Source organism: Acinetobacter sp. YH12227 (assembly GCF_013417785.1).
In the GTDB taxonomy this organism is placed as follows: Bacteria; Pseudomonadota; Gammaproteobacteria; order Pseudomonadales; family Moraxellaceae; genus Acinetobacter; species Acinetobacter gandensis.
In genome coordinates this window covers 1-12,966 of the sequence record NZ_VPDH01000086.1, presented here as the reverse complement: position 1 = coordinate 12,966, position 12,966 = coordinate 1, and the positions used below count along the sequence as shown (strand labels likewise).

At 36.6% G+C, this 12,966-nt stretch carries 8 protein-coding genes and 2 pseudogenes; 6 read left to right on the top strand and 4 right to left on the bottom strand.

Translation table 11 applies throughout. From position 1 onward, the window contains the following. Positions 1–264 precede the first annotated feature (264 nt). Together FTV09_RS15230 and FTV09_RS15225 are read left to right on the top strand one after the other, a co-directional pair. Positions 265–1,409 (top strand): IS3 family transposase gene (locus FTV09_RS15230; protein WP_180058787.1). Its coding sequence is split into 2 segments (ribosomal slippage): positions 265–529 and positions 529–1,409, totalling 1,146 coding nucleotides; the frame shifts between segments, so codons are not numbered across the junction. A gap of 197 nt (positions 1,410–1,606) precedes the next feature. Beyond that, positions 1,607–2,191: a helix-turn-helix domain-containing protein gene (locus tag FTV09_RS15225; protein ID WP_130132456.1), complete on the top strand. Its 585-nt coding sequence runs from the start codon at positions 1,607–1,609 to the stop codon at positions 2,189–2,191. 32 nt (positions 2,192–2,223) lie between these two features. Here the strand turns inward: FTV09_RS15225 and FTV09_RS15220 are convergent. Next, positions 2,224–3,715 (bottom strand): annotated as a pseudogene (locus tag FTV09_RS15220) (sigma 54-interacting transcriptional regulator); the annotation flags it as partial. 144 nt (positions 3,716–3,859) lie between these two features. Between FTV09_RS15220 and FTV09_RS15215 the strand changes: the two are divergent. From FTV09_RS15215 to FTV09_RS15200, 4 genes and pseudogenes are all read left to right on the top strand, one after another. Continuing rightward, the gene (locus FTV09_RS15215) at positions 3,860–4,318 is read left to right on the top strand and encodes a hypothetical protein (protein ID WP_111861093.1); all 459 of its coding nucleotides are present in this window, start codon (positions 3,860–3,862) and stop codon (positions 4,316–4,318) included. A gap of 4 nt (positions 4,319–4,322) precedes the next feature. Further along, a complete protein-coding gene (locus FTV09_RS15210) occupies positions 4,323–6,668 on the top strand; it encodes a hypothetical protein (RefSeq protein ID WP_257222913.1) in 2,346 nt (781 codons plus the stop codon). Continuing rightward, positions 6,665–9,832: a site-specific integrase gene (locus FTV09_RS15205; RefSeq protein WP_180058785.1), complete on the top strand. Its 3,168-nt coding sequence runs from the start codon at positions 6,665–6,667 to the stop codon at positions 9,830–9,832. Before FTV09_RS15210 ends, FTV09_RS15205 begins: the two co-directional genes overlap by 4 nt. A gap of 161 nt (positions 9,833–9,993) precedes the next feature. Next, a pseudogene (locus tag FTV09_RS15200) lies at positions 9,994–10,327 on the top strand (class I SAM-dependent methyltransferase); the annotation flags it as partial. 165 nt (positions 10,328–10,492) lie between these two features. On the opposite strand, the gene FTV09_RS15195 reads toward FTV09_RS15200, so the two are convergent. The 3 genes from FTV09_RS15195 to FTV09_RS15185 form a co-directional block, all read right to left on the bottom strand. Then, a complete protein-coding gene (locus FTV09_RS15195; protein ID WP_019383654.1) occupies positions 10,493–10,981 on the bottom strand; it encodes a GNAT family N-acetyltransferase in 489 nt (162 codons plus the stop codon). Then, positions 10,971–11,237 (bottom strand): DUF1778 domain-containing protein, encoded by a 267-nt coding sequence (locus tag FTV09_RS15190; RefSeq protein ID WP_026094019.1) that lies wholly within the window; start codon positions 11,235–11,237, stop codon positions 10,971–10,973. The genes FTV09_RS15195 and FTV09_RS15190 overlap by 11 nt, the downstream gene beginning before the upstream one ends. 118 nt (positions 11,238–11,355) lie before the next feature. Further along, a complete protein-coding gene (locus FTV09_RS15185) occupies positions 11,356–12,105 on the bottom strand; it encodes a metallophosphoesterase (protein ID WP_019383650.1) in 750 nt (249 codons plus the stop codon). Positions 12,106–12,966 lie beyond the last annotated feature (861 nt).

Here is a 12,966-nt window from a genome sequence, read left to right as displayed (position 1 = left end):
ATCAATGGCACAGAAGATTTCTGTAAAATCAAACATGGTGGTTAGAGTCTTTGGTTTGTGTAGTAACTTTCTAAATGGCTCTAACCATCTTTTTTTCAAGCGGTTTTCTTATCCGTAATTCGGGTTAGTTAAAGAAACCACTTATAACTTTAATTAGTAAAACAGTTATATTGAACGTTCATTTCAACAGAGATGGATCCGGAAATTTGAACAACTCCTATAATTGATATTCTGCTCCTCAAATGATGTTATAAACATCAATATATGGAGTATTTTATGGCACGTAGACCAAGAAGAAATCATTCAAACGACTTTAAGGCTAAGGTAGCACTTGCTGCGATCAAAGCAGAAAAAACACATGCTGAATTGAGTTCTGAGTTTAATGTTTATCAAAACCAAATTATTGACTGGAAAAATCAATTGATCTCAGCTTCCTCACAAGCTTTCGATCAATCAAAAACTCCATCAGAACCCCCCATTGATCTTAAAAAGTTACATGTAAAAATCGGTGAGCAGGCATTAGAAATTGATTTTTTAGAAGGTGTGTTGAAGAAACTGGGCCGCTTCAACCACAAAAGTTAATCGACGACTCACTTCAGATTTCAGTATCTAAGCAAGCTAAGCTGCTGAAAGTCTCCCGTGGTTGTTATTATTATCGCCCAAAACCTGTTAGCTCATCAGATCTGAAGCTGATGCGATGTATTGATGAATTACATATGCAATATCCTTTTGCAGGCAGTCGTATGATGCGTGATTTGTTGAATCGTCAAGGACATCATATAGGACGACGTCATACACGTACTTTAATGAAGAAAATGGGTATTCAGGCGTTATATTGCAAACCAAATTTAAGCCAGGCTAATCAAGCTCACCGTAAATATCCATATCTGCTCAAAGGGTTGGCTATTCAGCGCAGTAATCAAGTGTGGTCTACGGATATAACGTATATCCCTATGGCAAAAGGCTTTGTTTATTTATGTGCTGTGATTGATTGGCATAGCCGCAAGGTACTTGCGCATAGGGTATCGATTAGTATGGAGGTGGATTTTTGTATTTCGGTTTTAAATGAAGCGATTGAAAAATATGGATCACCTGAAATATTGAATACAGACCAAGGCAGTCAGTTCACCAGTGATGCATTTATTGATGTATTGAAATCAAATGGCATTCAAATCAGTATGGATGGTAAAGGTCGATGGGTAGATAATGTGATGGTTGAACGATTATGGCGGAGCGTTAAATATGAAGAGGTGTATCTCAAAGCTTATAGCAGTGTCACAGATGCGAAAAAGCAATTGAGTGCATATTTTGAGTTTTATAATCTGAAACGACCTCATTCGAGTCTAGACAAAATGACACCAAATGAGTTTTACTATGATCAGCTACCGCAACAAAACAAGGTGGCTTAACTAGAGCAGAATATCACTTATAAATACGCTTTTAGTTGTTCAAACAAGTGGAACCACCTCTGGTTTGTGCAACAAAGCCATTTACCAAGTAAAAGTTTCCGTTTTTATCAGCACACATCACTTTACTACGTGTACTGCAAACTGGCGAGTTTGAGCTGTTAGGTGATACTAAAACCCGGAAAACTAATGTTTGAGTGATGGTGGCTTGCAATGAAAGCCTGAAAAAAGCAGTGGAAGAGGGCCGTTTCCGTAGTGACCTATATTACCGCTTAGCTACCTATCCAGTTCTGATTCCTTCTTTGAAAGAACGCCGTGAAGATATCAATCTGCTGGTTGAATACTATATCCACTTCTTTGAGAAGCAGTATCACAAGACATTTAATGGCTTCAGTGACCGAGTGTATGCCTTTTTTAACAGCTATGACTGGCCGGGAAATATACGAGAATTAAGAAATATCTTGGAACGTTCGGTGCTTTTGTCCAATAATACGGCACTTGATTTAGAAGATTTAATGCTGGAAGAACAGATCATTCAGGATTTCCTAAGCCAGAATAAACATAAATTTAATGAAATTAAGGGCATTGTGACTAAAAGCGATTTAAATCAGCTAATTGAGCACCTAATGCAAAGCTCAGAACAGGTGGATATGGAATATGTTGAATTGACCATTTTACAGACGCCATTAAATAAATACCGAGGTAATGTTTCCAAAGCTGCCCGCTATTTGAATATAACACGCAGTGCACTGGAATATCGGTTAAAAAAGCACGCAGTAATATAAGTTTAGGGTGTTTGGGTATGAAATATAGGGCCTTACGATAAGGCCCTATATTTCTTTAAGCGATAATCCAATGTTGCCCGGCTAATGCCGAGTATACGTGCTGCTTCAGAGACATTGTTTTGAGTCTGTTGCATGGCTTGTAAAATAATCTGCTGTTCATAATGTTCTAATGAAAAGTCAGGAGTAAATAGTTCTGCAATTTTTTGTGAATTAAATGATTTGGAAGGGAATATTTCCCGATAGCTAATTGCCTCAGCGGCTACAACATCTGGAAATAAATCACGTAGTTTAATCTCTTGTTGATCATCTGTGAGTAGTGCTGCGCGTTCCAGCACATTCTCTAATTCACGGATATTGCCTGGCCAATTGTAATTTATAAAGTAATGTTTGGCTTTGTCACTAAGACCTTTTAATTTTTTGTCATAGATATTTTCAAAGCGTTTAAGAAAATGACTGACCAGCAGAGGAATGTCCTCCCGCCGTTCGCGTAATGGCGGAATACGTACCGGAAAAATGTTCAGGCGAAAATACAGATCGGCACGGAATCGACCCTCTTTGACAGCTAATTCCAAATCTTCATTGGTGGCAGCTACGACTCGAACATCGACTTTTCGGGTCTGATAATCGCCTACACGTTCAAATTCACCTTCTTGCAGCATTCGTAATAAGGCTGCTTGGGCACGAGGGGATAACTCAGCCAGTTCATCCAGAAAAATCGTACCTTGATGGGCACGTTCAAATTTACCTATTCGTTGACTGACTGCTCCTGTGAAAGCCCCCCTTTTCTACGCCAAAGAGCTCAGCTTCAATCAGGTCATGTGGGATACAAGCACAGTTAACTGCTATAAAAGGCTTATCTTTGCGTGGACTAGCATAGTGAATACCTCGTGCAAAAGCCTCCTTACCAACACCTGTTTCCCCAGACAGGAGTACGGCGACTTTACTGCCAGCCGCTTTTTTGAGGAGGTCACAGACATTGCGGTAAGCCGCAGATTCTCCGACCGCATTAAACATGCTGTAGTCGACCTCGGCACGAGTATAAATATCGTGTTTTAGTTGATTCAATTCAGCGCGTAATGCAATGATTTCGTCCGATATAGGGTCAGGAGACATAAATTGTACAAGTTCTTCGGCATTTTCCCATTCGATTAAGAGTTTACCAATGATCCGACAATGATCATGACCTTGGGCAATACATTGGGTTTCCTGATAAATAATGGTTTGTCTCATGACATAGCTGCTATATCCACAAGCATAACCAAGTTGTAGCCAGCAAGCAGGTTCATCGGATTTACCAAATTCGCTCAGGTGAACTTCACCTTCAAAGGAATGTCGCCAGTTAAAGTCGGCATAGAACTCATGGTTGAGATGGCTCAGCTGAAGTGTATTGACTTCGACCTGTACCATCCCGCGAATACCATGCATTTGTGGTCCTGCCATAAAAGCCTCTGTTTCATTGAGGTCTGGACGAAGTTGTGCAGTGGCTTCGGCATCTCGCATACCAGCCTGATAACCACAACGAATAACTAAAAACTATAAAAAAATGGAAGAATAAAATTTAAAAAGATATTTTATTACAAATGCTTACTAAATTTATTTTGATTTGTGAAATAAAAAATAGAAAAAGTGTTATAACTATTTGTATTAATATTTTGAGCTAATTTTGTCATGAGTTTTGATCAAACGATAAAAAAAACTCTCGTATTTTTTTATCAATTTGTTCTACCCTTCTCAACCAAAACAGAAGACTTGGAATACATCAAAGCTAAGCTGAAACAACTAGAAAAAATCAGGCCGGGCAACAACAAGAGTAAGCAGAATAATTTAAAAAAAATTTATGTAAAACTCTGGCATCGTATTTTAGAACTTTTGAAAACAGATAGGGCAGTACGTGCAAATGTCCAATATATTCCGCAGATTCAGCTTATTTGCGATATGGAAAAATATATCGATTCAAAAATGGCATTAGAAATTTTTAATACACGTAAGGAACTCACTACACCATTACTACTTCAATTTTTTGACATACGTAACGATGAAACGAGACAAAAAGTCATGGAGAAATGTTCTAAGAAGCAGCTTGGTATGATCGAGATTTCAACTTTAATCAATGCAGAGCAAGAGTGAACGAATGGAAGTTCAGAAAAAGAGAGAACGGAGACAAGATCTCTTTTTAACACAATACCAAGAGTACAGAATAAAGTTTATTTCGCATGCTGTATTTGATGATTTAGATGAAAGTGATAAGCAGACTTTTAGTGATTTTGGAAAAACTGCGCATAAGGTTTTTCACGAGATAATTAAAGCGCGTAAACTGGGTGAAGAATATCGAGTTGCGGCCTTAAGCTTTTTTGCTTCGGGTGATGTATTAGACCATGCTGGATGGTCATACCTCATTTTGAGAACGAGTTATTTTGTTGAAGCGCTTTATATAAAATTAGCCGTTATCCCAGATTCCCAAGCTAAACAAAAAGAAATTTTTGATTTATTTCGATATATTGCAAAATCAATTCTACAACAAAGTGAAGAAAGTTTTTTAAAATACGAGAGTAAAAGGCTCTTAGAATACTTTATAGAATATATGTTAGAACTCGAACAGGACAAGGTGACGAGTGACTGGGAGAGTTTCCTTAAGAATAAAATAAATCAAAAATTGCCCGAGTTCACTCAAACTAAGGTGCTAAATTATATAAATGACTTAAAAATTATCTTTAAACGATTAAAACAAGGGAGGATTGTAAAACGCTCGCGTCGTAAAAAAATAAAAATTTCAGATTGGCCGACAAAGAAAAAATTAAGAAGTTTCCAAAAGAAGAGAGAACAAAGACAGCTTATTAAAGGATATCCAGCATATATTCAAGCTCGACAGGAGATCTTTTATGCTGATGATGGAGATGTTGAATTTATAGATGAGGGGATTGCTGTACATACAACATCTAAATCTACAGCTCGTTTTAATACAGTATTGAACAATCATAGTGAACATTTGATGAGGCATCGTCAAAGACGTCTACAACCGTTTGTAACCAACACAAATTACATGAGCAAAGATGTGATTCAACATCTTATCTATATTTTGAAGGGTGAGTTATATAATGCTCCTACTCAAGATTCAGCGATTGCAGCAGCATGCTTATTGAGTTTAGCGACGGGTTTATCACCAAGGCATTTGCTTCAATATAAACAACTGATTGATGAGGGAGTGCTTATTAAAGGTGGTAGTTCTAAAAAGCCGGAGTATCGACTCAGATTACATTTAGATATTACAAAACAAAAAGTTGAAACTTTAAAGATTCACCAACTGAATAAAACAGTGACGCATGATCTCCATGTATCAAGCAGTTGGTTTGAATATCTTATTTTGAATGGATCACAACAGGTACTTACAGTACAAGAGATCAATCAAAGACTCAAAAAATGGACTCAGAATCAGGGGCTAGGTTCAATTACTGTTGAGAAACTCCAAGCCCAGCTGTATTTCTATATTTTTCACCGTACTTTTAATGAATATATTGCCCATGTGCTATCGGGCAAAGATAGCACCCATGAGCTACCGAGTAGTTTCTACAATGGTGTGAGCGCATCGGAATTGAATCAGCATTATTTGATCTACTTAGAGACACTCAGTGTTGAAGAAACGAAAACAGAAATTGAAATGCTTAAAGAGCAGTTTGTTAAACATGAACCTGCGTCTATATCACGTTTTGGTAGCCAATTAGCACTCAATCAAAATTATGTTGGTCAATTTTTTACACGATTACATGCCATTTGCGTTGATAAAATACAGATACATCAACATATAATTGAGCGAATTAATGCCTATAGTGCTTGGATGTGGCATATCAGCTTATTGTGTTTAACACGCCGTCCTCGGGAAAACTTATTAGGAAAGTATAGTGACTACGATTTAAAACTAAAGTTGTTGTATGTAGATGATAAGCAAAACAGTCAATCACGAAAAGATGGTCGCTATATACCGCTCCCAGCATTTTTTATCCAAGCTTTTAAACGTTATACGCAATTTTTAAATACGGTCACTCAGCAGTATGAAGAGCTCCTCCGATTTGTGTTTGGGAAAAAGATTACATTGCAAGATTTGTTTGGCCAAGTGATCCATTACCCGAAATCGTTACCGACCACTGCTGAGGAATGGGCAAGTAAGAAAATTAAGATTGCTGCGCTTAACCGAAGTTGGATTAATGACTATATTGAAGGTCATCAACTCAGCAGTTTATATAATAACTGGCTACGACACTTTGATATGAATATGTTGATGAAGCAAGGTTTGGCTTTTAATGTCATACAAGCAGTTTATGGGCATGATCAGCGTAATCAGGAGCTCTTTTATCGCTATTCATCTGCATCTTTACCACAATATATCAATCAATTTACCCAAAATATTGATCGCATGATTAAGCAATTGCAGATTGAGCATCTGTCATACATTTCAGTACTTCAATCTGAGGGCTTATCATGAGTATAGATGAGTCATTGATTCAAAAAATTCAGGTTCAGGTTGATTCTGTATTTGCCGAAATGAAAAGTCAGATTAAGAGTTTAAGAGACCGACCTGAATTATTAGATAACACACTAAATAGCTTGTGGTACGAGTTTTATGATGAATTTATTTGTTTTTTAGAGCAGAAGAAATTTACTCGGAAAGATGCTCAAAAACCGTATATTCAAGCTATTGAAAAATATTTTTTATCTTTGCGTCAGACCTATTTATCTCAAGCAAAGAATGCGTATCCAATCAAAGTATGGCCTAAAACTACTTTTCTAGAACCTATACCCAGACAACTTCGTAGTACTGAATCACATCTTCGGCAAGGACAAAAACATTATCATATTGCTATAGCCTTAAAATCCTATTGGAATTGTCCATACAAGGATGAAGTTACTCCGGCATGGTTATGGGGGAATTTTTATTTAAGTCTGATGTACTGCTCTGGCTGTACTGATCTAAGTCAATTAACAGCAATTGGTAATACCCTGGTCAACGCTATTGTCAAAGATGAACTCCAAATCTGTACTAAACTTTATCATGCTGGATATAAAACAATCATCCAACCACTCGCACTGCATTATCGAGTACCACAGCGTGCTTATGGTAATCAAATCGAAAATAGACAGGTGTATCAGTGGCGTTATATTTGGCTTAATCCCTATGCACAGTTGTTTATACAAGGGATAAAACAGCATGGCTCTCAAGCCTTGAATCAGCAGATGCCACGATATGTTCTGGAGTCTATCTCTACTGTATTAGGGAAATTACCTAAAGAAATTGATCTGAGTCATCAGTTCGTAGGTCTGAAAAAACTACTACGCCGTAATGATAAACAGTTAGCAGAGCTTCGTTCACTTACACCTTTTGATCATTCAAACTTAGCCATTGAGCTTGACTCTTATTCGGGCTTAGATATGTGCTTAAGCGAGGTTATGCGAGGTCGTCTCAAAACGGTGTCGTTAACACCTATTGATCAGGCGAGAGCATGGTTAGATCACAACATCTTGCAGACGCAGTTAACACATATTGAGCGGTATATACCACTACAGACAGAAAAGGCGGTACCAGACTTAATTACAGCTCACCAGCAACTCAAAGAAATTCCATTTGAATTGATGCTATTTGAAAAAGATCAGACTGAAGTTGATAAGCGTCAGAAACGGCAGCGTAAAAGTGAACGTGTGAAATGGATCAGATGGACAAGCATTCAGAAGCGACTAGAAGAAAAGAAGCCTCACGTTGGCCTGTATGAAAAAAATCTAATAGAAGCACAGCTCAGGCTACTGGGTTGGATTTTTCATCTTAAGTCTCAAAAGATGAAACTCAATAGTATCGAGCGGTATTTAAGTAGTATCGCTAAAGATTACTTATTCCATGTCTATATGTTCCCAGGTGATATAGATAACATGGATCAAGAAGATTGTGAGGAACTGTACGACGCTATCTTAGATAGTATTGATGATCGAGATCAAGCCAAACGTGAGACTGATCCTAAGGCCAATCACGGACGTGCACAGTATGCATTTGGCAGACTTAAAGCATTTCATCAGTTTTGTATGAAACAATACCGTGTCCCTAAGGTCGGTACCTTTCAATACAATGATTATCATCGTGTACAATTTTGTCATGCCAAATTAATTAGCCCAAAATTGTTCAATCAGCTTAAACAGGTACTAAGTTTAAAGATTGAAAAATGTCAAACAACTAAAGAGCAAGCGTATCTTTTTCAGCTACAGCTCATGTATTTACTCGCATTTCGTTTGGGGATGCGATTGAATGAAATTAGGGGACTTACATTGGCAGAGGTCATTTGTCCTGAACTGATTTGGCGTAATGATACGCTGACCAAACCTGTGCAGATCCGTTTTAATTTACGTAACAATGTTTATCGGAAACTCAAAAGCCAAAACGCAAAGCGTCAGCTTGATCTGAACGCCGTCATGCTCGATGAAGAGTTGGCATTGGTACAGCAATATCTAAAACAATGTATTACACATAATCCAGCGAAAACTAATCATGCGGACAAATTGATTTTTGCCCAAGATGGCGAAATTTTAAGTGAAGCTTATATTAGTGAAATGACCCAAGTGATTTTTGATGAGATATTGGGTGAAGGGCATGGTTATACTTTCCATAACTTTAGACATAGTGCCGCGAATCATTTAGCAATCGCTTGGTTAGGCTCAAAAGAGATGATCATGACCTATACGGATTACACTTGGAGCCGGTGTAAAGTCATGCGTCAGCATTTATTTGGAGAAACTGCAATTCAGCATGAAGCTGTCATACAGCATAAGTGGCGGTTACTAGCTGACTGGATGGGGCATGCAAACATAGAGCAAACAGCATCTCACTATCTACATGTGCTGGATTTGTTGGTGATAGATCGAATTTATCATTTGCCTTGTACAATTCATCGGGACACGATCAAACTGATACTTCAAAATGACTTAACAAGTGCTAACACAGAAATTGTGGATCTTAATCATATAATACGAAAAGGCCAGTATTTCGATTTTTATCATGCCACTTATGCACTCAAAAAAGTGGATTCAGTTAAACCTGTTCAGCCTAAAATAAGTAAAAATGTATCTGTATCTACCATCATCCATGATTACATTAAATATAGAGCTTATGAGGACCATGATTGGGTATTACGCAGTAAAAAGCTCGCTACTAAGTGGATGGCGGTAAAAAAGCCTCAAAATAATGAGGATTTTAGTGAAGATGAACTCATCTCCTTATATGAAAAAGCCTTAAAGAAAGGTTTTGAAGCAAAGCAATGCGTAGAGATTTCAGCACTGCCAAAGCGGGTTCAACATCAGGTTTTAGAAGCCTTGAGTATTTTAATTGAACATGGAAAGCTGAGAAAAAACTTTATTCATTTTCAATATCGTTTTGATAAGCAAAATAGGCCACGTGTCGATTGGTCCATTCAACATCTGATTACGGGACTGAAGTATTTACTCCCTGAGGATACGCAGCTAAAAGTTGATAATGATCCACCGGATAAGTCACAAAAAAGTCGTGAAGTGAAATTAAGCTTTATCAATGAAAACAATAAAAATACGACACTTTGTATTGCGTTTATTATGTTGATACATGCGATTCAGCAAGAAAAATTGAGCATTTAAAATGAATTGTTTTAATGTGTCTAAGGCAAGCTGTATTGAATATAAATCAATATAGAAAGGGACGAGCGATATCGTCGCTGAAGTTGTAGGTTAAAATCGTTTCTCAATGATAAGCGAACTCTGATATCGTATATATACATGGCTGAGATGTATCCAACTGAATGAAAACAATAGATTATTACAATAAACAGGCTGATCAATTTATAAAGTCGACCTTGAATGTGGATATGGAAGCACTATACCAACCTTTTTAGAGCAATTAGCACATGATGCCTACATTTTAGATTTAGGTTGTGGCTCAGGTCGGGATACTTTGGCTTTTAGAAAAAAGGGCTATTACGTAGATGCGATTGACTATTCTGAAGAACTTGTAAAAAAAGCGACTGAACTTACAGGGTTGAAAGTACGTTATCAAAGTTTTTATGACTAGCAGAATATGAAACATATGATGGTATTTGGGCATGTGCCTCTTTACTACATTGTGCTCGTAATAGACATCTCTGATGTTTTAAAATGTATTCATGCTGCATTAATGAATAGTTCATCTTCATATCAGCATGTTGAAGAGCAAGATCTTGAAAAATTTGCAGATTATTGGATAGGTCTGTCACCAATTCTCATTCATAGTTTGCCAGTTACTTGTATTCCTAGTAGACCACTTTAATTAAAATTAGGAATTTCATTCACTGGATATATTAATGTTAATGGATTTGATGTTAAAGAAATGAAGCCAAAACGCTGATAAAATTCCATCGCTTTTTGATCTTTTGCATGTATTACAACAAAATTTACACCAATAATTTGAGCAACTTTTGAAACTTGTTTGAGAGCATGTGCTAAAAGCACTTTTCCAATTCCTTGCCCTTGAGTCACTTTATCAACGGCAAAGCGACCTACAACAACACAAGGGAGTGGATAACGAGGTAAGCGTTTGGTGAGTACGGTATCTACTAAATCGAATCCAATAGAGGTACTAGATAGACAGTAAAACCCTATCACATTTGAAGCATGATCAACAGCAACATACGTTTTACTTGTCCCTGATTTCTGATGTTGGGACGCATATTGTTTAATGAACTTATTTAAGTCATCTTGCCCACAATTAAATGATTTTCTTTGGTGATGAGTTTGTAAAATCTCAATTCTCATCTAATAAACTCATTAATTTCTTCATTTCATCGTTTGCAGGGCGTGGATTTTCAAGCAAATTCATTAACATATCACGATCAGCATTATTTACTTTCAACTCATGGTTAGATTTAAGTAAGTCTTTTGCTCGTTCAAAGGAGGATTGCAGCATAAAAGAACTTACACTGAGGCCTAATAAATTCGCAGCTTGCTCAATCACATTCTTTGCATCTGCTGTTGAACGAACATTAATTCGTTCAGTTGCTAAATTAGCCATTTCTTCACCAATAAGTACATCATTTTGATGTACAAATTATAACATATCAAGATGTAGCATCAAGACTTAAAATCGAGTTATCTGACGCTTTAAAAAAGTTTCAGAAAAATATATCTATTTAAACTTCGATGATCAAATTTTCTCTAAACCCATTTTTACCTTGCTCTGGTGGATAACCCAAAGGATTGATCACTAATCTACATCCATCGACTACAGTATCCACTGATGTATGCGTATGTCCTGCAATCCATAACTTAAAGCCTTTTACATCTAGGTCATTAATAAAATAGGGATTGAGGGCTGATGCAACAGGATGCGTACCCCAATATGGATCAAGACAAGCTAAATGAGGTGGAAAATGCGTAATAACAATCACATGATCTTGCCCTCTAAACTGCAAAATATTTTGATGATATTTTTTAAATAGTTTTATGTAGTCATCGGCGGTTATAGGTCTATTTTCATTGCTAATCATGATTTGATCAAAATCATAAATCGATTGTTCAGCATCTTTTTGGGACTGTAAAAGTACCTCAGGAGATGTAAGTGGTGAATTGGAGCGAAAGTTCGTAAACAGCGTGCCACCTACAAATATTTTATCTTGAATTTTGATATGGTTGTCATCAACTAGTGCATTTTTTGGGTAGTTTTCTTTCAAGAAATTCACGACTGAACTGTAGTTAGAGCTGTAGTAATCATGATTACCTAAAACAAAGATAAATTTTTTATTCAGAGATTTACATTTTTCGGCAAACTCAATTGTACCACTTAAGCGATTAGAAAAATCGCCAGCGTGAATAATGACATCAGCTTGCTCTGATATTGAATATTTAGAATTGTGAGTATCAGATAAAATTTGCAGTTTCAATCTACTTCCTTTATTAAATCACGCTGCTTAAATATATAGAGTTTCATTGCGATCAGTTTACAGCAACTAAATATTGTAGAAATTATAAGATACTTATCTGTATTCTTAAGCCTCTAAAAATATAGGTAATTATTTTTGAATCAATTGATTAAATATTGATCATAAAATTTGACCAATTGAATTTATGCACATAAGATAAAAATGTTACAGCAAAATCTGTGACCAGGCGTGGAAACCTGTTACTCAACGAACTAAAGAGTCGCTTTTAGTGGCTCTTTTGTGTCTACATGGCGCTTTTATGGTAAGCCAGGTAGGGCAGTCTTTGACTGGCCGTTTCGTTGAGCGGTATTTCCACACCCTATTTGGTTTGCCTCCATCTCGTGGAAAGGATATTGGCAAACGACAATCTATCAACGAGGTTTAAAATGCGTCTTTATATTATTTCTATCTGTTTTTTCTCTAGCAAAAAGATACTTCTGAGTTAATGAGTTTTTAATTCATTTATCACTGATTTTAATTTTAATTACTTCTAATTTCGTAATCTCACGAGATCTAGAGAAGTATTGCCTAGAGAAAATAAAATGGCTCGTACTAAGCTTTTAACCAATATTATTCAAAGAAAAATGATGCTGCTTGACGAAATGTCACACTCAAATCTGCACAATAATTTTGAAATATCACTTTATGACTTCGCCAACCATGAGATTCTAGAAAAACTATATAAGGCAGACAATAGAGGTGGTCCCACTTGTTTGAACAACTAAAAGCTTATTTATAAGTGATATTCTGCTCTAGTTAAGCTACCTTATTTTGTTGTGGTAGCTGGTCATAGTAAAACTCATCTGGAGTCATTTTGTCCAG

Bases quoted from the DNA above. Each gene is read 5' to 3' on its own strand.
- FTV09_RS15225 (WP_130132456.1), top strand. From the start codon at position 1,607: ATGGTGGCTTGCAATGAAAGCCTGAAAAAAGCAGTGGAAGAGGGCCGT.
- FTV09_RS15215 (WP_111861093.1), top strand. From the start codon at position 3,860: ATGAGTTTTGATCAAACGATAAAAAAAACTCTCGTATTTTTTTATCAA.
- FTV09_RS15210 (WP_257222913.1), top strand. From the start codon at position 4,323: ATGGAAGTTCAGAAAAAGAGAGAACGGAGACAAGATCTCTTTTTAACA.
- FTV09_RS15205 (WP_180058785.1), top strand. From the start codon at position 6,665: ATGAGTATAGATGAGTCATTGATTCAAAAAATTCAGGTTCAGGTTGAT.
- FTV09_RS15195 (WP_019383654.1), bottom strand. From the start codon at position 10,981: ATGAGAATTGAGATTTTACAAACTCATCACCAAAGAAAATCATTTAAT.
- FTV09_RS15190 (WP_026094019.1), bottom strand. From the start codon at position 11,237: ATGGCTAATTTAGCAACTGAACGAATTAATGTTCGTTCAACAGCAGAT.